The organism is Streptomyces araujoniae, assembly GCF_050871195.1.
In the GTDB taxonomy this organism is placed as follows: Bacteria; Actinomycetota; Actinomycetes; order Streptomycetales; family Streptomycetaceae; genus Streptomyces; species Streptomyces bacillaris.
In genome coordinates this window covers 40,545-63,920 of the sequence record NZ_CP194070.1, presented here as the reverse complement: position 1 = coordinate 63,920, position 23,376 = coordinate 40,545, and the positions used below count along the sequence as shown (strand labels likewise).

The window sequence follows — 23,376 nt, the reverse complement described above, 5'->3', positions numbered from 1 at the left end:
CATGACCCAGACAGCTCCGCCCCCGGTACAGCGGCCCCCCGCCGCCCCGTCCCGGCGGTCCGCGGACGCCACCGCCGAGCGGTCCGTACGTACGCTCGTCTCCCCGCTCGCACTCGCCCGGCGGCGCGGCAAGGTCACCTACTGGGCGGTGTTCGCCCTGGTCACCGCCCTCTTCGTCTTCGCGTTCCTCTTCCCCGTCTACTGGATGGTCACGGGCGCGATGAAACCGCCCGAGGAGGTGGTGCGCACCCCGCCCACCCTCGTCCCCGAGCAGTGGCGGGTCACCGGCTACACCGACGCCTGGGACCTGATGCGGCTGCCCACCCACCTGTGGAACACCGTGGTCCAGGCGACCGGGGCCTGGGTGCTCCAGATCGTCTTCTGCACGGCCGCCGCCTACGCCCTCTCCAAGCTGAAGCCGGTCTTCGGCACGGTGATCCTCGGCGGGATCCTGGCCACCCTGATGGTGCCGGTCCAGGCCCTCGTCGTACCGAAGTACCTGACCATCGCGGACCTGCCGCTGATCCACGTCAACCTGCTCAACGACCCGCTCGCCATCTGGCTCCCGGCCGTCGCCAACGCCTTCAACCTCTATCTGCTCAAACGGTTCTTCGACCAGATCCCGCGCGACGTCCTGGAAGCGGCGGAGATCGACGGCGCGGGCCGGCTCCGTACGCTCCGGTCCATCGTGCTGCCCCTGTCCCGCCCGGTGCTCGGTGTCGTCTCGATCTTCGCGCTCGTCGCCGTGTGGCAGGACTTCCTCTGGCCCCTGATGGTCTTCTCCGACACCGGCAAACAGCCGATCAGCGTCGCCCTGGTCCAGCTCTCCCAGAACGTGCCCCTGACCGTGCTGATCGGCGCCATGGTCATCGCGAGCATCCCGATGGTCCTGATGTTCCTGGTCTTCCAGCGGCACATCATCGCCGGGATCAGCGCGGGCTCCACGAAGGGCTGACCCGCCGCACCCGCCCCACCTCCGAGACCCCGCCCTGAGAGCCCGCACCGAAGGCCCACCCGGACCCGCCGCCGCCCCCGCCATCCCGCCCCGCTCCGGGGCGGCGGCGCCAGAACCCCCAGCTCCTCCCTGTTGCGCGGACCGGCACACCCCGCCGGCGACCGCGCCCGTCCGAAAGGAACCCGCCTTATGGAAGGCAGCCAGCTCGCCGCCGACGACTGGTGGCGCTCGGCCGTCATCTACCAGGTCTACGTGCGCAGCTTCGCGGACGGAGACGGCGACGGCACCGGCGACCTGACCGGCGTACGGTCCCGGCTGCCCTACCTGGCCGAACTCGGCGTCGACGCCCTCTGGTTCACGCCCTGGTACCTCTCCCCGATGGCGGACGGCGGCTACGACGTCGCGGACTACCGGGTCGTCGACCCGGCCTTCGGCACCCTCGCGGAGGCCGAGAAGCTCATCGCGGAGGCCCGCGAGGCAGGCATCCGCACCATCATCGACATCGTCCCCAACCACGTGTCCGACCAGCACGTCTGGTTCCGGGCGGCCCTGGCGGCAGGCCCCGGCAGCCCGGAGCGCGAACTCTTCCACTTCCGCCCAGGCCGAGGGGAGAACGGCGAACTCCCGCCCAACGACTGGGAGAGCGAGTTCGGGGGAGTGCCCTGGACCCGGGTGGAGGACGGGGAGTGGTACCTCCACCTCTTCGCCACCGAACAGCCCGACCTCAACTGGGCCCACCCCGCCGTACGCCAGGAGCACGAGGACGTCCTGCGCTTCTGGTTCGAACGCGGCGTCGCCGGGGTCCGCATCGACTCCGCCGCCCTCGTCGCCAAGGACCCCGCCCTGCCCGACCTCGCCGGGCACCCCGGACCGCATCCGTACCTCGACCGGGACGAGCTGCACGACATCTACCGGAGCTGGCGGGCGATAGCCGACGAGTTCGGCGGCGTCTTCGTCGGTGAGGTCTGGCTCCCCGACTCCGAACGCTTCGCCCGCTACCTCCGCCCCGACGAGCTGCACACCGCCTTCAACTTCAGCTTCCTCAGCTGCCCCTGGGACGGCGAGCGGCTGCGCCGGTCCATCGACGAGACCCTCGCCGAACACGCCCCCGTCGGCGCCCCCGCCACCTGGGTGCTGTGCAACCACGACATCACCCGTACCGTCACCCGCTACGGCCGCGAGGACACCAGCTTCGCCTTCACGAGCAAGGCGTTCGGCGTCCCCAGCGACCCGGCTCTGGGCACCCGCCGCGCCAGGGCCGCGGCCCTGCTCTCGCTCGCCCTGCCCGGCTCCGTCTACCTCTACCAGGGCGAGGAGCTGGGCCTGCCGGAGGCCGACGTACCGCTGGACCGCATCCAGGACCCGATGTACTTCCGCTCCCAGGGCCGGGCCCCCGGCCGCGACGGCTGCCGCACCCCGCTGCCGTGGGCGGCGGACGAACCCTACGCGGGCTTCGGCTCGACCGTGGAGCCCTGGCTGCCGCTCCCGTCCGACTGGGCCTCCCGCGCCGCCGACCTCCAGGCCGCCGACCCCGGCTCGATGCTGGCCCTCTACCGCGAGGCGCTGCGGCTGCGGCGCTCGCTGCCCGGACTCCACAACGGGCAGCTGCGCTGGCTGAGCGAGGACCGGGACGTCCTGGTGTTCGCGCGCGGCGCCACCCTGGTCTGCGCGGTCAACCTGGCCGACACCCCCGCCGGACTCCCGCCCCACAGCCGCGTCGTGCTCGCCAGCAACCCCCTGGACCCCGACGGCCGGCTGCCCAAGGACACGGCGGTGTGGCTGGCGGTCCGGGAGGCGTGACCCACACGCGTACGGGGACGTGACCGACCCGTACGTGAGCAGATCCCCGACCCCGTACGCGAGCAGGCACCCGACCCCGCACCGGAGGGCAGCCCCCTCCGGTGCGGAAGCCCGTGCCCGGTCCCGTACGGGGGCACTCACCCGACGCCGCAGGGCCAACGGCCCCGGACCCCCTACCGGCGTCCGGGGCCGTACCGGTCGGCCGACGGCCCGCGGTCGAGGGCCCACGCCGGTCGCCCGGCACGGTGCGGCCGGCCCGGCTCAGGCGGCCCGGACCGCGCCCCGCGACGCCACCGGATTCAGCGCCGCATACTCCAGCGGCGCCGACGGGTCGATCGACACGTCCATCGGCGCGGGCTCGGCCCCCGCCCGGACGAGCAGGTCACCGACGGCCGCGATCATCGCCCCGTTGTCCGTGCAGAGCCGCAGCGGAGGTACCCGCAGCGTGATCCCGGCCGTCCGGCACCGCTGCTCGGCCAGCTCCCGTACCCGCGAATTGGCGGCCACCCCGCCCACCACGACCAGCGTGGACACCCCGTGGTCCCGGCAGGCCGCCACCGCCTTGCGGGTCAGCACGTCGGCCACCGCCTCCTGGAGCGAGGCCGCCCCGTCGGCCACCGGCAGCTCCCCGCCCTCGGCGCGCCGCTGCTCGGCCCACCGGGCGGCGGCCGTCTTCAGCCCGGAGAAGGAGAACGCGTACGGGGCGTCCCGCGATCCGGTCATCGGGCGCGGGAGGGCCACCGCACGCCGGTCGCCCTCCCGCGCCACCCGGTCGATCGCCGGGCCGCCCGGATAGGGCAGCCCGAAGACCCGGGCCACCTTGTCGAAGCACTCACCGGCCGCGTCGTCCACGGTGTCCCCGAGATGGACGATCGGGTCCCGGGCCAGATCGCGCACGAGCAGCAGCGAGGTGTGGCCGCCGGAGACGATCAGCACCACGCACGGGTCGGGCAGCGGGCCGTGCTCCAGGGTGTCCGCGGCGACGTGCCCCGCCAGGTGGTGGACCCCGTACAGCGGCACGTCCAGCGCGTACGCCAGCCCCTTCGCCCCGGCCAGCCCCACCTGGAGCGCCCCGGAGAGCCCGGGACCGGTGGTGACGGCGACCGCTCCGATGTCCGACATGCGCAGCCCGGCGCTGTCCAGCGCCTGCCGGACGACCGGGCCGAAGGAGTGCAGATGCGCCCGCGCGGCGATCTCGGGCACCACCCCGCCGAAGCGGGCGTGCTCGTCCATGCTCGACGCGAGCGCATGGCCGAGCAGCCGTCCGTCCCGGACCAGGCCCGCCCCGGTCTCGTCGCACGACGACTCGATACCGAGCACCACGGGTGAGCCCACGGAGGCCTCCCTGCCTAGACAAGTAGTTGCGAATGATGTGCAACAAGGTAGCCGACGGGCCGCCCCGGCCGTGTACCGGATCATGCTCCGCACCGGCTCACGCCGCGTACCGGATCACGAGGACCGGTGCGCCAGCAGCGTCGTGGCCAGGGCGACCTGGGCGGGCTCGAGCCGGTCCTTCCCGTCCTCGACGTCCCACAGGGCGTTCTGGAGCACCCGCCCCAGCGTCCAGCCGGTGGCCCGCGCCCGGTCCAGGCCCAGCGCCTCGGTGAGCAGATCGAACCGGCGCAGCACCGGGCCCGTCACCCCGCCCCTCACCACGCTCTCCCAGCGGATGTCGAGAGCGGGCCACAGTTCGAACCCCGGGTCACCGGCCAGCGGTTCGGGATCGATGGCGAGCCAGGGCTCGCGCTGCCCGGCCAGGACGTTGCCGTCGTGCAGATCCCAGTGGAGCAGCCGGTCACCCGCCTCACCGGCCAGCTCGGCCACGGCCGCCGCGCAGCCGCGGACGAGCCGTCGCTCCGCCGGATCACGCAGCAGCGCCGACGCCTCGGGCGCCTGTCGGACCATCGCGGCGGCGATGCCGGCGAGCCCGCGCATCCCCGGCGGCGCGGGCACGGCCGACAGCCGCGCGATGAGCCCGGCCAGCACCTCCATCACGACGGCCTCGTCCGGCTCGGCCGACAGCGGGCGCCCCGCGTCCAGCCGCTCCAGCAGCTGCGCGCCCGCCCCCGGATCGACGTCCAGCAGCCGTACCGCGCCGTCGCCGTCCCAGGCCCGCAGCCCGGCGGCCACCCCGGAGGTCTCCTCGCCGGGCGGCTGGAGCTTGAGCACCGCCGGCGTACCGTCCGCGCGGACCACCGGCAGCACCAGCCCCGCCATGCCGTGGCCGGGCGGCCCGTCCCGCCGGAGCTCCCAGCGGCCGAGGAACTCCGCGGCCAGGCGGGGCAGCCCGGTCAGCCAGGCCCGGCCCCGGGCGTCACCGGGGGATCCGTACGACGTGATCAGAGCATCGGGGACCTCGACGGCGGGAGAGGGGGTGGGGCTCATACGGCGGCGACTCCTCGGTCGGACATGCCCGTAGTCTGCCGTCCGGTCCGGGCCCCACGCGCACCGCATGCGCACCCGTGCCACACCTACCCATCCCCGCTGAGTACGCGGACTCAGGTCCGGCCCCCCGGCCGCCGCGACGATGAAGGCGCCCGACCGGGTGACCGACCACAGGTCACCACACCGACCTGATCCCAGGAGAGCCGTGCTCAGCAGCGTCGCAGCCGCCGTCGTCCCGTGCCTCGGCCGCCTCACCGTCACGTCCGACCACCGCAGCGCCCCGGAGCCCGGCTCCATCATCGTCGCCAACCACACCTCCCTGGCCGACCCCGGCGTCGTTCTCGCGGCGCTGCGGCGGCTCGACGTCGAACCGGTCGTCCTGGCCACCGCCGGACTCTGGCGCATCCCGGTCCTCGGCCGGCTCCTGGAGCGCGGCGGCCATGTCCCCGTGCACCGGGGAACCCACCGGGCGGCCTACGCCCTCGACACGGCCGCCGCCGCGCTCGGGGCGGGCCGGCACGTCCTGATCTACGGGGAGGGGCGGATACCGCCGCGCGAGGACGCCGCCGAGGCGCCCCCGGAGAGCTTCCGCAGCGGCCTCGCCCGGCTGGCGCACGCGGCGGGCGCCCCCGTCGTCCCCCTCGGCCAGGCCGGTGCCCGCCGGGTGACCTCCGGCTCCACCGCCAAGCAGCTCGCCGGGTTCCTCACCGCCCCGGCCCGGCGCCCCCGGCTCCACGTCCACCTGGGCCGGCCGGTCCACCTGCCCCCGGGCGTCGAGGCGGCCACCGCCACCGCCCGCGAGGCCGTCACCACCGCCTGGCGCACGGCCGCCCGGCATCTGGGAGAACCCGCGGCGGCCTCCGCACGGTGAAGCCGCGACGTCGGCCCCGCACGGTGACGGCAGCGGTCTCCGTACGGTGAGAGCCATGGAGCCCGAACGGCGAAGGCCGCAGGGCCCCGGCGGCGGAACCGCAGGGACCGGAGGCCTCCGCCCAGGAGCCCGCGCCGGAAGCGCCCGGGCAGGAGGGCCGCGTTCAGGAGTCCCGCCCAGGGGTACCCGCCCGGGTGGCGCCGCCGACCCGGGCAGCGTAGGTATGTGTAGGGCATGGTGTTCCGGCGAGGAGACGGATCGGCGATGACGGCGGCAGAGCGGACCACTCCCGCGCACGGCGTGCCCTGCTGGGTCAGCCTGATGTCCCGCGACCCGCACGCCGCCCAGGACTTCTACGCGGCCGTCCTCGGCTGGACCTACCGCTCCGGCACCCTCGGCGAGGCGTTCTCCGTCGCCCACGCCGACGGCCTGCCCGTCGCCGGGATCGGCCGGATCGGTCCGGGCCTGCCCACCGTCACCACCTGGACCCCGTACTTCTCCGTCTCCGACGTGGACGCCACCGCCGCCCGCGTACGGGAGCGCGGCGGCACCATCGCCGTCGGCCCGATCCGGGTCGGCCCCGGCCGGGGAGCGCTGGCGGCGGACCGCGAGGGAGCCGGGTTCGGCTTCTGGGAGGGGCGGACCCCGCCCTGGTCGATCGGGTGCGGCAGCGCACCCGCGGCCCTCGAACTGCGCACCGGCCACGCCTTCGACGCCGCGATCTTCTACGCCGAGGTGTTCGGCTGGGACCCCCTCGAACCCGACGGCTGCGAGGTCGGCTACGCCTACCGGCGGGACACCGTCGTCGTCCGTCACCGAGGCCACACCGTGGCCACCCTGCGCGGCGGCGGCGACGGGGCGTCCCCCGACCCCCGGCTGCGCCCCCGCTGGCACGTCCGCTTCCAGGTCGACGACCTGACGGCGGCCACCGAGGCCGCCCGGAAGGCGGGCGGCGAGGTCTCCCCGCCGGCCGTCTCCCCGGACGACGGGCCCGAGTCGATGATCGAGGACCCCGGCGGCGCGCTCTTCACGGTCAGCGCCCGCCGGTCACCCGCACCGCCCGGATGACGGGCATCCGCCGGGATCAGCAGGTGGCGAAGACGTACCCCCGCTGCCCCGCGGGCCGCACGTCCAGGTCCCGCTGGACCACGGAGACCTTCGCGCCCACGGCGGAACAGGCCTTGGTGAAGTCCCGCGCGGTGTACTCGACGACGAAGACCCGGTTGCCGTACGCGGTGGCGTAGTCGGCGCACTCGTTGTAGCGGCCGCACTCCTCCGCGACCGCGAAGTCGAAGCCGATCTCCTTGCGCTGCTTCAGCAGGTCGGTGGTGTTCTTCTGCCCGATGGCCAGCCCCGCCGTGTGCGCCCGCGCGGCCAGCAGCTTGGCGAACGCGGCGTTGTGCGCCCGTGTGAGCCGGCCGCCGGAACGCTCGTAGGAATCCAGGTTGTCCGGCTCCACCGCCTGGAACCCGGACTTCGCGCAGCCGTCGATCCAGCCGCCCACGATCTTCGCGAGCCGGGTGCGCTTGGCGGCCGTGGAGGTGTCGAGCAGCGCCTCGCCCCATGCCTCGTCGTTGACGGGCTCGCCGCCGCTGTCCCGCAGCAGCAGGTCCGGGTGCTGCTTCTCCCACCAGTCCAGGGCGTCCGGCTGGGTCTGGAAGGCGTTGACGTAACAGACGTTGTACAACCCGGCTACGGGCTTGGCGCCCCGGTCCCGCGAGAGCGCCTTCACCCCGGCGGGCGGGGTGTAGGCCCCGCCGATCTGGTAGTCGAAGGTCGCGTTCGCCTGCGGGAGGACGACCTCCGGCGCGGGCCTGGCCGCGAAGGCGCTGGAGAGCAGGACCCCCGCGCCGGCCGCCACGGCGACCCCGCCGGCCAGGGCCGCGAGGGTCGACCTGCGGCGGAGGAAGGGGGTGGCGGCGTGCTTGGACATGGGGACTCCCGGGCGTGGTCTGCGTACCTGCCCCTGCATCATGGACGGCCGATCATGAGCGAATCGTGAGCGTCACCCTCCGGCCGGTCCGTCCGCCCGCCCCGAATCCCTCCTCCGCCGCGAGCGGGCGGGCGCGAGCCGCAGCACGAACACCGCACCGCCACCGGGCCGGGCGCGGACGGTCAGAGCGCCCCGGTGGGCGAGGGCCACCCGGTGCACCAGCGAGAGCCCGATGCCCGTACCGCCGCCCGGCGAACGGAAGCGCTCGATCAGCTCCGGCAGCCGGCCCGGCTCCACCCCCGGCCCCCGGTCGGCCACCGACACCTCCGGCCCGTCGACGGTCACCAGGAGACCGGCCCGGCCGGGCTCCCCGGCCGCGGAACCGTCGCGTTCGGGGCTGCCGAGCGGCCCGCCCGCCTCCTCCCCGGCCGTCCGGCCGTGCCGCACGGCGTTGTCGAGCAGGTTGCGCACCGCCACCCGGACCAGCGCCGCGTCGGCCTCGACCACCGACTCCACCGCCCGCAGCTCCCACCGGTGCCCGCCCTCCGACAGTTCGGCGCAGACCTCCTCCACGAGCTGGTCCAGGCGCAGCGGCGCGGCCCGTACCGCCTCCACGGCGGCCTCCAGCCGGCCCCGGGTCAGCAGGTTCTCCACCACATGGCCCATCCGGTCGGCCGCCCGGCGGATCCCCGGCAGATACGGGTCCGCCCCGCCGGGACGGCGCTCGGCCAGCTCCACCGAACCGCGCATCACCGCCACCGGCGTCCGCAGCTCGTGCGCCGCGTCGGCGAGCAGCCGCTCCTGCTGCTCCAGCGCCTGCCAGGCGGGCCGCATGCTCCGCCCGGAGAGCACATGGCCGGTGAGCGCGGCCAGGGCGGTGAGGGCCGCGCACCCGACGACCAGGGAGAGGACCAGGCTGCGGTGCTCGGCCGACCCGTACGCCGGGTCCCCGACCGCGACGGCCGCGCCCGCCACCTCGTCGGTCGCGTCGTGCCAGAAGGGCACCGCCAGCAGCCGGACGGGCCCGCCCGTACGGTCGCGGGCCTCCTGCCGCACGGTCTCCTCCCCGCGCGTCGCCGCACGCGCCGCCCGGGCGAGTGCCGTGGCCGGTACGTCGAACTGCTGGACGCCGCCCCGGAACACCACGGCCGGGCCGCCCCCGGGCCGTTCCTCCAGCACCAGGATCTGGGGCGTGCCCGCCGTCGCCTCGTCGTCGGCCAGGCCGTCGAGCCGGATGCGGTCGTCCTCGTAGTAGACGAGCGAGGCCGCGACGGAGGCCCGGCGGCGCATCTCGTCGTACTCGGCTGCCTCCCGCGACCGGTCGTCGGTACGGATCACCAGCCAGGCCAGGCAGCTCAGTCCGGCGAGGGTGATCAGCGTGTACGCGGCGGTCAGGCGCAGCTGGAGCCGGCGCAGCCGGTCCCGGGCGGGGGAGCGGCGCCGTGCCGACCCGGAGCCCCGCGGCCGGTTCACCGGGCGCCCAGCAGGAACCCCTGCCCGCGCACGGTCCGTACGAGGGGCGGGGAGCCCAGCTTGCGCCGCACCCCGGCGATGACGGCGTCCACCACGTTGGAGACCGGGTCGGCCATCTCGTCCCAGCAGTGCTCCAGCAGAGCCGTACGGGTGACGACGCTGCCCCGGTGGACCAGGAGCTGCTGGAGCACGGCGTACTCCTTCGGGCTCAGCGAGAGCAGCACCCCGCCCCGCCGCACCTCGCGCCGGGCCAGGTCCATCACCACGTCGGCGCAGCTCAGGAAGGAGGGCAGCCGCTCGGCCGCCCGCCGGGTCAGACTCCGTACGCGCAGGACGAGTTCACGCATCACGAAGGGTTTGGCGAGGTAGTCGTCGGCCCCGCTCTCCAGCCCGTGCAGCCGCTCGTCCAGAGCGTCCAGGGCGGTGAGGCAGAGCACGGGCACCGCCCACCCCGCCCGGCGCCGGTCCTCCAGCCGCGCGAGGGAGTCGCCGGAGGGGAGCATGCGGTCCAGGACCACGCAGTCGTACGCGGTGACATGGAGCATCACGTCCGCCTCCGGCCAGTCCTCCGCCCCGTCCACGGCGAACCCGGCCTCGCGCAGCCCGGCGGCGATCACCGCCCGCAGGTCGTCGTCGTCCTCCACCAGCAGCACGCGCAAGGAGACACCTCCGGGTCGCTCGGGGCCGGCCCCGCACCGCCGCCGTGCCGGCAACGGCAGCCCGACCTGGGGGAAGACCCGCCATCCTAAGGCGTGGCCCGCCCCGGCTGCCTTCCCGGCCGGCCGCGGCCCGTGCTTGCGCGCGTTCCCCATCGCGCGCCGCCCGCCCGCGTTCAGCCGCCGCCACCGCCGAGCGCTCGTGCGGCCTCCGCGGCCACGGCCTCGGCCACGGTCGCCAGGGCCGGTGAGTCGAGCTTCCACTGCTGCCAGTACAGAGGGACGTCGATGTGCCGGTCCGGGGCGAGGACGACCAGCCGTCCGGAGTCCAGCAGCGGGCGGGCGTGGACGTCGGGCAGCATCCCCCACCCCATCCCCGCCGCCACGGCGTCCACGAACCCCTCCGAGGTGGGGACGAAGTGACGGCGCGGGGCTGCCCGCCGCCCGCATCCGAGGGCCCGGGTGAAGGAGGCCTGGATGTCGTCGCGCCGGTCGAAGTCCACCACCGGCGCGTCCACGATCAGCTCGCGCAGCGGGGTCGCCGTTCCTCGCCCGAGCCACCGCGCCGCGAAGGCCGCCGTCGCCACCGGCAGATAGCGCATCCTCCCCAGACTCCGCACCGAGCACCCGCTCACCGCCTCCGGGGACGAGGTCACCGCGGCCATCACCAGCCCCTCGCGGAGCAGCGCGGCGGTGTGGTCCTGGTCCTCCCGGCGCAGCTCGTAGCAGATGCCCAGCTCCTCCGGCACCCGGCCGAGGGCGGGCAGGAACCAGGTGGCCAGCGAGTCGGAGTTGACCGCGATCGTCAGCCGGGTCGGCTCGCCGGGGCCGGTCAACCCGAGGGCCGCCTGCGCGTCCTGCTCCAGCCGGGCCAGCTGCCGGGCGAAGCGGACCACGACCTCGCCGGACTCGGTGGGCCGCACCGGCTTCGTCCGCATCAGCAGCACCCGGCCGGTGCGCCGCTCCAGGGCCTTCACCCGCTGGCTGACGGCCGACGGCGTCACCCGCAGGGCGCTCGCCGCGGCGTCGAAGGTGCCTTCGTCGACGACGGCCAGGAGGGTCCGCACCTGATCGAGGGGGAGTTCCGTCATCACAACAGCTAATGATAGTTAAGAATCTTTAGCTGTACAGGGATGTCGGGGCTCTCTAACGTCTGGGCCATGACCAACGCTCTGACCACCGCGGCCGCCGGGTTCGGTACCGGCCTCTCACTCATCGTCGCCATCGGCGCCCAGAACGCCCTGGTCCTGCGCCAGGGCGTCCGCCGGGAGGCGGTTCTCGCGGTGGTCGCCATCTGCGCGCTGTCCGACGCGGTCCTCATCACCCTGGGTGTCGCCGGGGTCGGGGCCGTCGTCGTGGCCTGGCCCTCCGCCCTGACGGTGGTCTCCCTGCTGGGCGCGTTGTTCCTGATCGGCTACGGCCTCCTGGCCGCGCGCCGGGCCTTCCGCCCCTCCGTCCTCCTGCCTCAGGACGCGCCCTCCGGGGCGACGCGGGGTGCCGTGCTCGCCTGCCTCGCGATGACCTGGCTCAACCCGCACGTCTATCTGGACACCGTCTTCCTGCTGGGCTCCGTCGCCGCCGACCGCGGGCCGCTGCGCTGGACCTTCGGTCTGGGCGCGGTCCTCGCCAGCGTCTGCTGGTTCACCGCCCTCGGCTTCGGCGCCCGGCTGCTGAGCGGGGTGCTGGCCCGCCCGTCGTCGTGGCGGGTGCTGGACGGGCTGGTCGCCGCGATGATGATCGGCCTCGGCGTCCGCCTGGCCCTGACCGCCTGACCGCCTGATCGCCCGGCCGCCTGATCGCCCGGCCGCCTGACCGCCCGGCCGCCCGGCCGCCCGGCCGCCCGGCCTCCGGACGGCCGGGCGGTCAGTGCGCGGGCGCGAGCCGGGCGAGGTCGGTGGTGCGCTGGGGGGTGAGGTCGAGTGCGGTGAGGATGGAGGGTGTGGCGATACTGGGGAGGATGTGCCGCTGGAGTGCGATGTAACGCTGTTCCAGATCGCGGTAGTTGGTCAGGGTCTGGGAGACCGCCTGGATGCCGGTGAACGCCGCGACGTAGAGGCCGGCTGTCTCCATGGGGTTGACGTGCGGGAGGAGTTCGCCGTTCTGTTTGGCGTGGGCCAGGAGGTCGTGGGTGGTCTGCTGCCAGCGGAGGAACGGACCGGTCCGGTCCAGCCCCTGGGCCTGCTGGTCCATGGAGAGCCGGACCCCGGCGCGGGTGAGGAGGCTGGTGTGGAGGCGGTGGCTGAACATCATCCCCATGTCCACCAGTTCCTGGAGTTTGAGCGGCTGGTCGGGGGTGGGCGGCGGGGGCTCCTGCGCCTCCAGCACCCCGAGCGCGAGTTCCTCCTTGGACGGGAAATGGAAATAGAGCGCGCCTTTCGTCACCCCGGCGATTCTCAGTATTTCCGTGATGGTCGCGGCCCGGTACCCGTGTTTCTCGAAAGTCTCCGCCGCGGCCAGCAGGATCGCCTGGCGCGTGCGGATCGCCCGGTCCTGCTTGGCCATCCCTGTCTCCTTCGTGGGGCTGTGCCGGACGTGGGCCGGGCGGGCGGTTTGTGGGGGTCCTGGGGATAGAAAAAAAACCGCTTAGTCTGTATCTTATCAGCGCGTGTGCACCGCAGGAACGGCTCGCCCATCACATAACCCCTGGGGGGAGTTATGCCCGAAGCAGCAGTTTTGACCGATCCTGTAACGGCGTCAGCCGTGGGTCCGGAGCCCCGAGTGGCGCATCCGGTGCCCATGGAACTGGTCCACCGGAGCAGGGCGGAGGACGCGTTCCCGCGCAACTGGGTGCGGCTGGCCCCCGACCGGTTCCTCGTGGAGGCGGTGCTGCCGCACGACCACCCCTTCTTCGCCCCGGTCGGGGCGGACCGCCATGACCCGCTGCTGGTGACGGAGGCGATGCGGCAGGCCGCGATGCTGGCCTTCCACGCCGGGTACGGAGTCCCCGTCGGCCATCACTTCCTGATGGCGGATCTGGACTACGCGACCCACCCCGAGCACCTGATCGTGGGCGGTCTGCCCACCGTGATCGACGTCGAGGTGACCTGCTCCGAGCTGAAGTGGCGTGCCGGGCTGCCGGTGCAGGGCCGGGTCGACTGGGTGGTGCGCCGCGCCGGGCAGCTGGTCGCGACGGGGATGGGCGCGACCAGGTTCACCAGCCCGCGGGTCTACCGGCGGATGCGCGGCGGATCGGCGGAGCCGGGCGTGGCGATACCGTGCACGGTGCCGGTCGACCCCGCCCGGGCGGGCCGCGACCGGGTCGAGGACGTGGTGCTGTCGGGGGGCGCGCGCGAAGGGGTCTGGGAGCTGCGGGTGGACACCCGCCACCCGACGCTCTTCCAGCGCCCCAACGACCATGTGCCGGGCATGCTGCTGCTGGAGGCGGCCCGTCAGGCGGCGTGCCTGGCCGCCGGGGACGGCAGGTTCGTCCCCGCCGAGGGGCGTACGCACTTCCACCGGTACGCGGAGTTCGGTACCCCGTGCACGATCGCCGCGGACGTCCTGGCGGGCGCCGCGCCGGGCGAGGCCAGGATCCGGGTGACGGGCCGTCAGGACGGCGAGCCGGTCTTCGATTCGGTGCTGACGGGCCCGTCCGGCACCATCTGAGGCACGCGTCCGGACGGCGCGGTGGCGACGGGCGGCCCTGCGGCGGCCCGCTGACGGTTCATGAGGAGTACGTGACGTGATTCTGGTGACAGGGGCGACCGGGGCGGTCGGCGGTGAGGTCGCGCGACTGCTGGCGGCCGAGGGCCCGGTACGGATCCTGGCGAGGCGGCCGGAACGCGTGACGGTGCACGGCCCCGGTGTGGAGGTCGTGGCGGGGGAGTACGCGGACCGTGAGGCGCTCGACCGGGCGCTACGGGGGATCGACGCGGTGTTCCTGGTGACCAACAGCCCCACGGAGCCGGACGACTCGAGGGTCGCGACGGCCGCGCGCGCGGCGGGCGTGCGCCATCTGGTGAAGCTGTCGATGATGTCGGTGGAGGAGCCCGGCGCCGACGACCTGATCACCCGTCTCCAGCGGGGCAACGAACAGGCCGTACGGGAATCGGGGGTTGCCTGGACGTTCGTCCGCCCCAGGACCTTCATGTCCAACACGCTCTCCTGGGCCGCGGGCATCGCGTCGGACGGCGTGGTGCGAGCCCTGTACGGCGACTCCCCGGTCGCGTGCGTCGACCCGCGGGATGTCGCGGCGGTGGCGGTCGCCGCCCTCACCGGCACGGGCCACGAGGGGCGGGCGTACGCGGTGTCCGGCCCGGAGCCCGTCACCGCTCGCGAGCAGACGGCCCACCTCTCGGAGGTGCTGGGCCGGCCGCTGCGCTTCGAGCAACTGCCCCTGGACCGGGCGCGCGAGGCCCTGCTCGCGAAACATCCGCGCCCCGTGGCCGAGGCGTTCCTGGAGAGCGCCGAGCGCCAGCGCGCCGGAGTCAAGGCGGCCGTGGTGCCCACCGTCGAGGAGCTGACGGGCCGTCCCGCCAGGAGATTCCGTACCTGGGCGTCGGATCACGCGGAGTCCTTCACCGCGGCCGACCTGGGCGTCTAGCGGAACGCACGCCCGCACGGTGGCCGACCGCGCACACGTTCCCCTGGAAATCAAACCGGTAAGTTGGTTTGATATTCTCATGACGCTGCTTGCCCGCTCCGGCGGAGAGTGCCCGGCCCTCGCGGCCCCTGGCCCAGGCCCCCTTCCCATCCGCTTCTCCCCCCGGCGGAGGCTCCGGTGACCAAGCAGGTGCGTGCCGCGCGTACCCGCCAAGCCCTGATCCGCTCCGCCGCGATCGTGTTCGAGCAGCACGGGTACGCGCAGGCGCGCCTGGCGCTGATCAGTTCCGGCGCGGGGGTCAGCACGGGTGCGCTGCACTTCCACTTCGAGAACAAGGCCGCGGTCGCCCAGGCCGTGGTGGCGGAGGCCTCGCACGGCCTGCTGGCGGTGTCCGGCTCCATCCGCCGCCGGACGGACACGGCCCTGCAGACCCTGGTCGACACCTCCCACGCCCTGGTCGACCTCCTCGCCCGCGACCCGGTCACCCGGGCCGGCTTCCGGCTCAGCTGTGACGGGGTGCGGGGCGACGAACCGGGCCTGCCCACCCAATGGCAGCGCTGCGTAGGCGAGTTGCTGGACGAGGCGGCCGCCGCCGGCACCCTCGCCGAGGACGTCTCCCGTAAGGACGCCACAGCCGCCACGGTGGCCGCGACCACCGGGTTCGAGGTGCTCGGACGGTACGACTCCGAGTGGCTCTCCGCCCCCACCCCCACCGGCTTCTGGCGGCTCCTGCTGCCCCGCCTCGCCACCCCGGAGACCCTGCCCCTCCTGGACCCCTCGGGCACCGCCGCGGCGACGGAGGCCGTCGCCACGGGCCCGGACGGGCACCGCGCGTCCGGGGTGGGGGCCGCCGCCCCCATCTGACCGTGCGGCGGCGGAGGTTCAGGCCGGAGTCCGGCCCGCCCCGCCGCCGAACCCGGCCCGGCCGGCCCCGCCGACCGCCTCGGTCCGTCCCGCGTCCGCGCCCCAGCTCGCCAGCAGGCGCAGCGCCTGGGCCGACTCCGAGCCCGGCTCCGCGTGGTAGGTGACCAGATACTGCTCCGGGTCGTCCGGCAGGTGCAGGGTCTCGTAGGAGAGAGCCATGTCCCCGACGAGCGGATGGCGCAGGAGCTTGACGCCGTGGCCCTTCTCCTTGACGTTGTGCGTGGCCCACAGCCGCCTGAACTCGTCGTTCTTGACGGAGAGTTCACCCACCAGCGCGGAGAGCTGCGGATCGTCCGGGTGGCACCCCGCGTACAGGCGCAGATAGCTGACCATGTCCGAGGCCTTGGTGTCCCACTCCACGAACAGGTCCCGGTAGCCGGGGGAGAGGAACACGAGCCGCGCCCAGTTGCGCTCCTCGGGCGGCAGCGCGCCCCAGTCGCCGAACACCGCCGCCGCCATCGGGTTCCAGGCCAGGATGTCGGAGCGCGCCCCGCTGACGTACGCGGGAACGCCCTCCAGGCTCTCCAGGAGATGGAGCAGCCCGGTCCGCACCCGCTGCACCCGGGCCGGACGGCGCTTCTTCTTGTGCTGCCCGGGCTTGGCCAGATGGGTCAGATGCGCGTGCTCGGCGTCGCTGAGCCGCAGCGCCCGGGCGATCGCGTCGAGCACCTCGGCCGAGACGTTGCGCCCGTTGCCCTGTTCCAGCCGGGTGTAGTACGCCACGGAGACCCCGGCCAGCTGCGCCAGCTCCTCCCGCCGCAGCCCCGGCACCCGGCGGGCCCGTCCGAACTCCGGCAGCCCCACGTCCTGCGGCCGGAGCCGGGCCCGCCGGGTGCGCAGGAACTCGCTGAGTTCGGCGCGCCGGTCGAGCGGCTCGGGGGCGGAGGTGCCTGGCTGATCGTCCATGGCTCCCATTATTCCTGGTCGTACGCACAGGAGCCTGTCCCTGCCAGAAGTAGGACCGGCGGACGTAGGCAAGGTGGTGACCTGGGTAAACGCTGCGGGTCCCGTGATGCTGGATGACGTTCGTTCCTACCGCATCACCCAGAGGAGAACCTCCGGCATGACCACCGTTGCCGCCTACGCCGCTCCCCGTGCCAAGGCCCCGCTGGAGCGCACCACGATCGAGCGCCGCCCGGTGGGCGAGTTCGACGTCCTCATCGAGATCAGGTTCGCGGGCATCTGCCACTCCGACATCCACCAGGCCCGGGACGGCTGGGGCGAGGGCATCTTCCCGATGGTGCCCGGCCACGAGATCGCCGGGATCGTCACCGAGACCGGCCCCGGCGTCACCCGCTTCACGGCCGGCGACCGCGTCGGCGTCGGGTGCATGGTCGACTCCTGCGGACAGTGCGACGCCTGCCGCATGGGCCGCGAACAGCACTGCGCCGAGGGGAACACCCAGACGTACAACGCCCTCGACCGCAGCGGCGAGCCGACGTACGGGGGCTACTCGACGCACATCGTCGTCCGCGAGAGCTTCGTCGTCTCCATCCCCGAGGGCATCGCCCTGGACGAGGCCGCGCCGCTGCTCTGCGCGGGCATCACCACCTACTCCCCGCTCCGCCGCTGGGGCGCCGGCCCCGGCAGGAAGGTCGCCGTCATCGGCCTCGGGGGTCTCGGCCACATGGCCGTCAAGATCGCGCACACCCTCGGCGCCGAGGTCACGGTCCTCTCCCAGTCCCTGCGCAAGAAGGACGACGGGCTCAAGCTGGGCGCCGACCACTACTACGCGACCAGCGATCCGAAGACCTTCGAGGAGCTGGCCGGAACCTTCGACATCATCCTCTCCACGGTCTCCGCCCCGCTGGACTTCGGCGCCTACCTCGCCCTGCTGCGCACGGACGGCACCCTCGTCAACGTGGGCGCGCCCGAGGAGCCGGTCTCGCTCAACCTCTTCTCGCTCATCGGCGGCAACAAGTCGCTGGCGGGCTCGGCGATCGGCGGCATCGCGGAGACGCAGGAGATGCTCGACTTCTGCGCCGTGCACGGGCTCGGCGCCGAGATCGAGGTGATCGGCGCGGACCAGGTCAACGAGGCGTACGAGCGCGTTCTCGCCAGCGACGTCCGCTACCGCTTCGTGATCGACACGGCGACCATCTGACCGGTCCGGCAGCCGTACGCGGGTGCGCCGTCCAGGGTTCCCGCACACGCACGCGGGGGTGCCCCGGGCCCTCAGAGGGCCCGGGGCACCCCCGCGTGCTCACGAGCCGGGGGAGGTCCGCCGCGCCGCCGACAGCACGGCCGCCAGCAGCCCGGGGAAACGCTCCTCCAGGTCGGCCTCGCGCAGCCGGCTCAGGCGGGAGGTCCCCTCGTAGCGCTGGTGGATGACGCCCGCCTCGCGCAGCACCTTGAAGTGGTGGGTGGTGGTCGACTTGCTCACCGGGAGGCCGAACGCGACGCACGCCATGTCCGGGTGCCCGTCCGCGAGCCCCCGGACGATCCGCAGCCGGACGGGATCGGCCAGCGCCCGCAGGACCCCCTCCAGGCCGATCTCGGCCACGGACGGATGGGCGAGCGGGCGCCCGGACGCGGCGGCGGGTTCGGTGGGGGGCATGGAGCCTCCTGGAGGTCCGACAGGCCACTGAAAGTACGACAATCATCGTAGTTTGACAACTACCGTACTACGAGGATTTCGTACGGGTACGGCGCCACCGCCCCTCCCGGCCGGCCGGGCGCCCGGCCCTGCGCCCGACCCCGAGGAGACATCCCGTGAGTGCCCTGTTCACGCCCCTGACCCTGCGGTCCCTGGAGATTCCCAACCGCGTGTGGATGTCCCCGATGTGCATGTACTCCGCGGCCGCCGAGGGGCCCGATGCCGGGGCGCCCACCGACTTCCACCTCACCCATCTGGCGGCCCGCGCCGCCGGGGGCGCCGGGCTCGTGATGGCCGAGGCCACCGGCGTACGCCCGGACGGCCGGATCACCCCCTGGGACCTGGGCCTGTGGAACGACCGCCAGCAGGAGGCCTTCGCCCGGATCGCCGCGGCGATCGCCTCCCACGGGACGGTCCCCGGCATCCAGATCGCCCACGCCGGGCGCAAGGCCTCCACCGAACGGCCCTGGATCGGCGACGGCCCCGTCCCCGGGAGCGAGGGCGGCTGGGGCGCCGTCGCCCCCAGCCCCGTCGCCTTCGACGGCCTGCCCGTCCCGCACGAGCTGACCGGGGACGAGATCCAGCAGCTGGTGGAGGACTTCGCCGCGACTGCCGAACGCGCCCTCGCCGCCGGATTCCGCGTCATCGAGATCCACGGCGCCCACGGCTACCTCATCAACTCCTTCCTCTCCCCGGCCGCCAACCACCGCACCGACACCTACGGCGGCAGCTGGGAGAACCGGGTGCGCTTCCCGCTCCAGGTGGTCGACGCCGTCCGCCGGGTCTGGCCAGACGACCTCCCCGTCCTCTTCCGCACCTCCGCCACCGACTGGCTGTCCGAGAACCCCGAGGACCCGCGCGAGGGCTGGACCGGCGACGACACCGTCCGCCTCGCCAAGGAGCTGACCGCCCACGGCGTCGACCTCCTGGACGTCTCCTCCGGCGGCCTGGTCCCCGACGCCCGGATCACCGCCCGCCCCGGCTACCAGGTGCCCTTCGCCGAACAGGTCCGGCAGGCCACCGGAACCCCCACCTCCGCCGTGGGCCTGATCCTGGAGCCCGCCCAGGCCGAGGAGATCGTCGCCACCGGGCAGGCCGACGCCGTCATGCTCGGCCGCCAGCTGCTGCGCGACCCGCACTGGGCCCACCACGCCGCCGCCGCCCTCGGCGCGGAGCCCCGCTGGCCCGACCCGTACGGCTACGCGGTGGCCCGCCGCCTCAGCGCCAAGTCCTGACACCGGGCGGGCGGCCCCGCGCGGGCCGACAATGGCGGATGTGATCCCCACCGGGCAGGAGAGGGCGACCATCGTCCGCCGGGCCGTCCGGGTCGCCGTCGCGGCGGGCGCCGGGTTCTACCCGCTGCTCCACGGCGCCGGACTCCCGGTCATGGCGCTGTACGCCCTCTTCGCGCCCATCGCCGTCGGGCTGCTCTCGCCCGTCCCCGGCTCCGGCCGCCAGCGCGCCTCCGTCATGGTGTGCGCGCTCCCTCCGGCCCTCGCCCTGGCGACCCTGGGCACCCTGCTCGCGGTGGACACCTGGGCGGCCGTGGGCGGCATGCTCGTCGTCGGCTTCCTGCTGGCGTTCGCCGCCGTCGGAGGCCCCCGCCCCGCAGGCGTCGGGCCCGGCCTCCAGCTCTTCTACATCCTCGCCTGCTTCCCGCCGTACGCCCCCGACACGCTCGCCCAGCGGCTGTCCGGCCTGACCATCGGCATCCTGCTCCTCACCGCCCTCGAACTCCTGCTGCCCGACCCACCCGCCGCCCCCTACCGGGAACGCGTCGCCCGCGCCCTCGACGAGGCGGCCCGCGGCACCGCCCCCGGCGGCGTACCGCCGGAACGGCTCCGCGCGGCCGGAGCCCTGCTGCGGCTGTCGGCCGTACCACCGGCGGAACGCCCGGCCGGGGCAGGGCGCAGGCACCGCGCCCTCGAACAGAGCGGCCGCGCGGTCCGCCGCCTCCTCGACCAGCTGGCCACCCTCGCCGAGACCTCACCGACCGGCACCGACCCCGCGTCCGCCGCCCTCCTGGACCGGGTCTCCCGGCTGTGCACCACCGGCGCCCGCTTCCTGCGCACGGGGGAGGACCCGCCGGTGCCCGGCGCCCTGGAGGCGGCGATGCGGGAGTTCCAGGCCGAGCGGGTGCGCCAGGCCTCGGCGGCTCCCGGCGAGCGGCCTCCGGCCGAGGCGGAGCGGCGCCATTCACGGGTGCTGGCACTGGCCGAGTCGGCCCGGATGGTGGAGATCACCACCGACATCGGCGTCCACGGCAGACCCACCGAACCGGCCCTCCCGCGTCGCCTCTTCTGGTACGCGGACCTCTCCACGCCGAGACTCTGGGCCCGGCGCGTCATCGGCAACGCCACGTTCCGCTCGGTGCTGTTCCAGAACGCCGTACGGACCGCAGTAGGCCTCGCGGCGGCCCGCGCGGTGGCCGGTTCCCTCGACCTCTCCCACGGCTTCTGGGTGCTGCTCGCCGTCCTGACCCTGGGCCGCACCACGGCCGGCGCGACCTGGCAGGCGGTCCGCCGGGCGGTGGCCGGGAACGCGGCCGGCGCGCTCGTCGCGGGAGCGCTCCTGGTCGGCCTGGGCCCGCACACCGAGGTCTACGCGGCCCTGCTCGCCCCGGTCATGCTGATCGCGTTCTCCCTGGGCCCGCTGCTGGGCGTGGCCTGCGCACAGGCACTGTTCACGCTGGTCGTCGCCACCGCATTCGCCCAGATCGAACCGGTCACCTGGCGGCTCTCCGAGGCCCGGATGATCGACGTCGTCACCGGCAGCGTGATCGGCCTGCTCTGCGGCCTCCTCGCCTGGCCGGCCGGGGCACGGAGCGAGGTCCACCGCGCCATGGCGGACCTGCTCCGCACCTGCGCCGACCTGGTGCCGGGCACGACGGAGGCGCTGCTGAAGGGGGCGGGGGCGGTGCCGGGGGGCATGCCGGGGGCGGCGGTGCGGGGCGGGCAGGCCGCGCCCCGGACCCGGCCGGGGGGCTCGCGGTCCCCGTCGGAGGACGCCCGGAGCGGTTCCCACCGCACGCCGGAGGGGCCGCGGGGTGGTGCGCGGGCGGCTCCCGGAGCCCGGCCGGAGGGCTCGCACCCCCCGCCGCACCCCCCGCCACCCGTCCTCCCCGGCGAAGACGGTTCGCAGGCCGCGCCGCAGACCCTGCCCGCAGTGCACAAGCTGCGCCTCGCCGAGGCCGCGTACGCCCAGTACCGCACCGAGACACCCGCCGAGGACACCCGCGCCGACTGGCACGCGATGCTCATCGCGGCGAACCACATGCTCCTCGGCGCCCACTACCTGCCCCGGTTCGGCCTCCGCCCACCGGCCGACGCGACGGACGCCTCCGCCGCCTGGGCCCGCACCACGGCCCGGGAGGCGGTCGCCGAGGTGGACCGGATCGCCGCGCTGCTCACCGGCGCCGCCCCGGAGCCCGTACGGCGGCGGACCCCGGCGGACGACCGCCCGCCGACGCCCCTGTCGGTGGACCTGGAGGTGTGGCTGGTGAGCCTGGACCAGCAGCTCACCCGGATCGACGCCTCGCTGGTGCCTCCTGCCCAGCCGCCGCCGCCCGTCACGCCGCCGGGGCGTCGAACAGCACCCCCGGGTTGAGGATCCCGGCCGGGTCGAGGGCCTGCTTGGCGGCGCGCAGCGCGAGCGCGAACGGCTCCGGGCGCTGCCGGTCGTACCCCGGGCGGTGGTCGCGGCCCACCGCGTGGTGGTGGGTGACGGTCGCCCCCTGCGCGCCCAGGATCTCCATGGCGGCGGCCTTGATCTCGTCCCACATCGCGACCTCCGCCCCGCGCCGCCCGGGGGCGACCACTGTGAAGTAGGGAGCGGGACCGTCCGGATAGACGTGGGTGAAGCGGCAGTTGATCAGCCCGGACGCACCCGTCACCTTCTTCACGGCCGCCCCCACCTCCCGGTGCACCGCCTCGTACAGCTCCGGGAACCGGTCCCAGGTGCAGGCCGTCTCGAACGTCTCGCTGATCACGCCCATCCGGGCCAGCCCGTCACGGATGTACGGCATCCGCAGGAACGCCGAACGCCAGGTGGCGGCGGCCGAGTCACCCGAGGACGGGTCGCTCGCGGCCGAGGCCGGGGTCTGCGCCGCCGGGGAGCCGCCGTGGTCCCGGGCCAGGGCCACGAGTTCGGCGATCCGGCCGTCCACCGGGCCGTGCGCCGACTCCACCCCCAGCACCAGCACGCTCCCACCCCCTGCGGCGATGCCGGACAGGGCCGCCTCTCCCGGGTCCAGCAGACGGCAGTTGGCCGGGTGCAGACCCGACTGCGCGATGGCCCGGACGGCCTCCACCGCATCGGGGAACCGCTCGAAGACCACCGAGGCCGAGGCCTTGTGGGAGGGGCGGTCCTGGAGCCGCATCCACGCCTCCGTGATGACGCCGAGGGTGCCCTCCGAGCCGAGGAACAGCCGGTCGGGGGAGGGCCCGGCCCCCGAACCCGGCACCCGCAGCGACTGGCTCACCCCCGAGGGCGTGACCACGCGCAGGGATTCGACGAGGTCGTCGATGTGCGTGTGGAGGGTGGCGTAATGACCGCCGGCGCGGGTGGCCAGCCAGCCGCCGAGGGTCGAGAACGCGAAGCTCTGCGGGAAGTGGCGCAGCGTCAGCCCGTGCGGCCGCAGCTGTGACTCCAGGCCGGGCCCCGGCGCCCCCGCCTGGATGAGCGCGGCACGGCTGACCCGGTCGACCTCCAGGACCCGGTCCAGCCGGGACAGGTCCAGCGACAGGACCCCGCGATGCTCGCCCGCCCGGTACTCGACCCCGCCGACCACCGAACTGCCCGCCCCGTACGGCACCACGGCGACCCCCGCACCGGCGGCCCAGTCGAGCAGGTCCACCACGTCCCGCTCGTCCCGGGGGCGGGCGACCAGATCCGGGGCGGCCGCCATCTCGCCGTACAGCGCGCGCACCACGTCGCGGAAGGCCTTGCCGTAGGTGTGGGCCGCCCGGTCGGCCGGGGCGGAGGACACCAGCCGGGCGAGGGCGGCCGGGGCGTTCACCCGGACCGGGGGCAGCTCCAGTGAGGCGACCTCCGGCACGGGCAGCGCCGCTTCCGCCGCCCCCGGGACCAGAGCGGCGAGCGAGGCGCACTCCGCGTCGGACAGGGCCTGATCACAGGTGCCCCACCCCCACCAGGAACGGGTGGGGGCGCTCTCGGGCCGGGGAGCAGGAGAGGTGCGGTCCGCCATGAGCGTATGACCTTCCAGTAATTTACCTATCGGT

The 23,376-nt window shown here is 74.5% G+C and carries 21 protein-coding genes; 11 read left to right on the top strand and 10 right to left on the bottom strand.

The window, feature by feature from the left end; genetic code table 11:
• Position 1: 1 nt before the first annotated feature.
• Together ACQ9ZG_RS00295 and ACQ9ZG_RS00290 are read left to right on the top strand one after the other, a co-directional pair.
• The gene (locus ACQ9ZG_RS00295; RefSeq protein ID WP_028417018.1) at positions 2-955 is read left to right on the top strand and encodes a carbohydrate ABC transporter permease; all 954 of its coding nucleotides are present in this window, start codon (positions 2-4) and stop codon (positions 953-955) included.
• Positions 956-1,144: 189 nt separating this feature from the next.
• Positions 1,145-2,755, top strand: a complete 1,611-nt coding sequence (locus ACQ9ZG_RS00290) for a glycoside hydrolase family 13 protein (protein WP_109914611.1) — start codon at positions 1,145-1,147, stop codon at positions 2,753-2,755.
• Positions 2,756-3,016: 261 nt separating this feature from the next.
• Here ACQ9ZG_RS00290 and tsaD read toward each other — a convergent pair whose 3' ends face one another.
• Positions 3,017-4,090, bottom strand: coding sequence for a tRNA (adenosine(37)-N6)-threonylcarbamoyltransferase complex transferase subunit TsaD (tsaD, locus tag ACQ9ZG_RS00285; protein WP_165272764.1), 1,074 nt, complete (start codon positions 4,088-4,090; stop codon positions 3,017-3,019).
• A gap of 114 nt (positions 4,091-4,204) precedes the next feature.
• A complete protein-coding gene (locus ACQ9ZG_RS00280; protein WP_499279601.1) occupies positions 4,205-5,140 on the bottom strand; it encodes an aminoglycoside phosphotransferase family protein in 936 nt (311 codons plus the stop codon).
• A 205-nt stretch (positions 5,141-5,345) separates the two neighbouring features.
• Here ACQ9ZG_RS00280 and ACQ9ZG_RS00275 point away from each other — a divergent pair, with 205 nt between their 5' ends.
• Both ACQ9ZG_RS00275 and ACQ9ZG_RS00270 read left to right on the top strand, forming a co-directional pair.
• A complete protein-coding gene (locus tag ACQ9ZG_RS00275) occupies positions 5,346-6,011 on the top strand; it encodes a lysophospholipid acyltransferase family protein (RefSeq protein ID WP_499279599.1) in 666 nt (221 codons plus the stop codon).
• 264 nt (positions 6,012-6,275) lie between these two features.
• Entirely contained in the window at positions 6,276-7,079 is an 804-nt protein-coding gene (locus ACQ9ZG_RS00270; RefSeq protein ID WP_109917613.1) for a VOC family protein, read from the top strand.
• A 16-nt stretch (positions 7,080-7,095) separates the two neighbouring features.
• On the opposite strand, the gene ACQ9ZG_RS00265 is transcribed toward ACQ9ZG_RS00270, so the two are convergent.
• The 4 genes from ACQ9ZG_RS00265 to ACQ9ZG_RS00250 form a co-directional block, all read right to left on the bottom strand.
• A complete protein-coding gene (locus tag ACQ9ZG_RS00265; RefSeq protein ID WP_109917614.1) occupies positions 7,096-7,944 on the bottom strand; it encodes an endo alpha-1,4 polygalactosaminidase in 849 nt (282 codons plus the stop codon).
• Positions 7,945-8,016: 72 nt separating this feature from the next.
• Complete coding sequence (locus tag ACQ9ZG_RS00260) at positions 8,017-9,417, bottom strand: sensor histidine kinase (protein WP_499279597.1); 1,401 nt, start codon at positions 9,415-9,417, stop codon at positions 8,017-8,019.
• The gene (locus ACQ9ZG_RS00255) at positions 9,414-10,076 is read right to left on the bottom strand and encodes a response regulator transcription factor (protein ID WP_084996850.1); all 663 of its coding nucleotides are present in this window, start codon (positions 10,074-10,076) and stop codon (positions 9,414-9,416) included. Before ACQ9ZG_RS00255 ends, ACQ9ZG_RS00260 begins: the two co-directional genes overlap by 4 nt.
• A gap of 173 nt (positions 10,077-10,249) precedes the next feature.
• On the bottom strand, positions 10,250-11,167 hold the full coding sequence (locus ACQ9ZG_RS00250) for a LysR family transcriptional regulator ArgP (protein ID WP_109914392.1): 918 nt from the start codon (positions 11,165-11,167) through the stop codon (positions 10,250-10,252).
• A 66-nt stretch (positions 11,168-11,233) separates the two neighbouring features.
• On the opposite strand from ACQ9ZG_RS00250, the gene ACQ9ZG_RS00245 reads away from it, so the two are divergent.
• The gene (locus ACQ9ZG_RS00245) at positions 11,234-11,845 is read left to right on the top strand and encodes a LysE/ArgO family amino acid transporter (RefSeq protein WP_109914393.1); all 612 of its coding nucleotides are present in this window, start codon (positions 11,234-11,236) and stop codon (positions 11,843-11,845) included.
• A 91-nt stretch (positions 11,846-11,936) separates the two neighbouring features.
• Here ACQ9ZG_RS00245 and ACQ9ZG_RS00240 read toward each other — a convergent pair whose 3' ends face one another.
• Positions 11,937-12,575: a ScbR family autoregulator-binding transcription factor gene (locus ACQ9ZG_RS00240; protein ID WP_028417007.1), complete on the bottom strand. Its 639-nt coding sequence runs from the start codon at positions 12,573-12,575 to the stop codon at positions 11,937-11,939.
• Between the two features lie 153 nt (positions 12,576-12,728).
• On the opposite strand from ACQ9ZG_RS00240, the gene ACQ9ZG_RS00235 reads away from it, so the two are divergent.
• The 3 genes from ACQ9ZG_RS00235 to ACQ9ZG_RS00225 all read left to right on the top strand — a co-directional run bounded on the left by ACQ9ZG_RS00235 (position 12,729) and on the right by ACQ9ZG_RS00225 (position 15,480).
• Positions 12,729-13,679 carry a ScbA/BarX family gamma-butyrolactone biosynthesis protein gene (locus ACQ9ZG_RS00235; RefSeq protein ID WP_028417006.1) on the top strand — a complete coding sequence of 317 codons (951 nt, stop codon included), beginning with the start codon at positions 12,729-12,731 and terminating at the stop codon, positions 13,677-13,679.
• A gap of 76 nt (positions 13,680-13,755) precedes the next feature.
• Positions 13,756-14,616, top strand: a complete 861-nt coding sequence (locus ACQ9ZG_RS00230) for an NAD(P)H-binding protein (RefSeq protein ID WP_109917013.1) — start codon at positions 13,756-13,758, stop codon at positions 14,614-14,616.
• A gap of 177 nt (positions 14,617-14,793) precedes the next feature.
• A complete protein-coding gene (locus tag ACQ9ZG_RS00225) occupies positions 14,794-15,480 on the top strand; it encodes a ScbR family autoregulator-binding transcription factor (RefSeq protein ID WP_499279594.1) in 687 nt (228 codons plus the stop codon).
• Between the two features lie 18 nt (positions 15,481-15,498).
• Here ACQ9ZG_RS00225 and ACQ9ZG_RS00220 read toward each other — a convergent pair whose 3' ends face one another.
• Positions 15,499-16,446 (bottom strand): helix-turn-helix domain-containing protein, encoded by a 948-nt coding sequence (locus ACQ9ZG_RS00220; protein ID WP_499279593.1) that lies wholly within the window; start codon positions 16,444-16,446, stop codon positions 15,499-15,501.
• A gap of 157 nt (positions 16,447-16,603) precedes the next feature.
• On the opposite strand from ACQ9ZG_RS00220, the gene ACQ9ZG_RS00215 reads away from it, so the two are divergent.
• Positions 16,604-17,644: an NAD(P)-dependent alcohol dehydrogenase gene (locus ACQ9ZG_RS00215; protein WP_018491071.1), complete on the top strand. Its 1,041-nt coding sequence runs from the start codon at positions 16,604-16,606 to the stop codon at positions 17,642-17,644.
• Between the two features lie 99 nt (positions 17,645-17,743).
• Here ACQ9ZG_RS00215 and ACQ9ZG_RS00210 read toward each other — a convergent pair whose 3' ends face one another.
• Positions 17,744-18,097, bottom strand: coding sequence for an ArsR/SmtB family transcription factor (locus ACQ9ZG_RS00210; RefSeq protein WP_109917120.1), 354 nt, complete (start codon positions 18,095-18,097; stop codon positions 17,744-17,746).
• Between the two features lie 155 nt (positions 18,098-18,252).
• Here ACQ9ZG_RS00210 and ACQ9ZG_RS00205 point away from each other — a divergent pair, with 155 nt between their 5' ends.
• Together ACQ9ZG_RS00205 and ACQ9ZG_RS00200 are read left to right on the top strand one after the other, a co-directional pair.
• On the top strand, positions 18,253-19,371 hold the full coding sequence (locus ACQ9ZG_RS00205) for an NADH:flavin oxidoreductase/NADH oxidase (RefSeq protein WP_499279590.1): 1,119 nt from the start codon (positions 18,253-18,255) through the stop codon (positions 19,369-19,371).
• Between the two features lie 31 nt (positions 19,372-19,402).
• Positions 19,403-21,742, top strand: coding sequence for an FUSC family protein (locus ACQ9ZG_RS00200; protein WP_499279587.1), 2,340 nt, complete (start codon positions 19,403-19,405; stop codon positions 21,740-21,742).
• On the opposite strand, the gene ACQ9ZG_RS00195 is transcribed toward ACQ9ZG_RS00200, so the two are convergent.
• Entirely contained in the window at positions 21,705-23,342 is a 1,638-nt protein-coding gene (locus ACQ9ZG_RS00195) for an FAD-binding oxidoreductase (RefSeq protein ID WP_109915600.1), read from the bottom strand. The two genes, ACQ9ZG_RS00200 and ACQ9ZG_RS00195, sit on opposite strands and share 38 nt — an antisense overlap.
• Between the last annotated feature and the right edge of the window lie 34 nt (positions 23,343-23,376).

Bases quoted from the DNA above. Each gene is read 5' to 3' on its own strand.
- ACQ9ZG_RS00295 (WP_028417018.1), top strand. From the start codon at position 2: ATGACCCAGACAGCTCCGCCCCCGGTACAGCGGCCCCCCGCCGCCCCG.
- ACQ9ZG_RS00290 (WP_109914611.1), top strand. From the start codon at position 1,145: ATGGAAGGCAGCCAGCTCGCCGCCGACGACTGGTGGCGCTCGGCCGTC.
- ACQ9ZG_RS00280 (WP_499279601.1), bottom strand. From the start codon at position 5,140: ATGAGCCCCACCCCCTCTCCCGCCGTCGAGGTCCCCGATGCTCTGATC.
- ACQ9ZG_RS00270 (WP_109917613.1), top strand. From the start codon at position 6,276: ATGACGGCGGCAGAGCGGACCACTCCCGCGCACGGCGTGCCCTGCTGG.
- ACQ9ZG_RS00265 (WP_109917614.1), bottom strand. From the start codon at position 7,944: ATGTCCAAGCACGCCGCCACCCCCTTCCTCCGCCGCAGGTCGACCCTC.
- ACQ9ZG_RS00245 (WP_109914393.1), top strand. From the start codon at position 11,234: ATGACCAACGCTCTGACCACCGCGGCCGCCGGGTTCGGTACCGGCCTC.
- ACQ9ZG_RS00240 (WP_028417007.1), bottom strand. From the start codon at position 12,575: ATGGCCAAGCAGGACCGGGCGATCCGCACGCGCCAGGCGATCCTGCTG.
- ACQ9ZG_RS00235 (WP_028417006.1), top strand. From the start codon at position 12,729: ATGCCCGAAGCAGCAGTTTTGACCGATCCTGTAACGGCGTCAGCCGTG.
- ACQ9ZG_RS00220 (WP_499279593.1), bottom strand. From the start codon at position 16,446: ATGGACGATCAGCCAGGCACCTCCGCCCCCGAGCCGCTCGACCGGCGC.
- ACQ9ZG_RS00215 (WP_018491071.1), top strand. From the start codon at position 16,604: ATGACCACCGTTGCCGCCTACGCCGCTCCCCGTGCCAAGGCCCCGCTG.
- ACQ9ZG_RS00210 (WP_109917120.1), bottom strand. From the start codon at position 18,097: ATGCCCCCCACCGAACCCGCCGCCGCGTCCGGGCGCCCGCTCGCCCAT.
- ACQ9ZG_RS00200 (WP_499279587.1), top strand. From the start codon at position 19,403: ATGGCGGATGTGATCCCCACCGGGCAGGAGAGGGCGACCATCGTCCGC.
- ACQ9ZG_RS00195 (WP_109915600.1), bottom strand. From the start codon at position 23,342: ATGGCGGACCGCACCTCTCCTGCTCCCCGGCCCGAGAGCGCCCCCACC.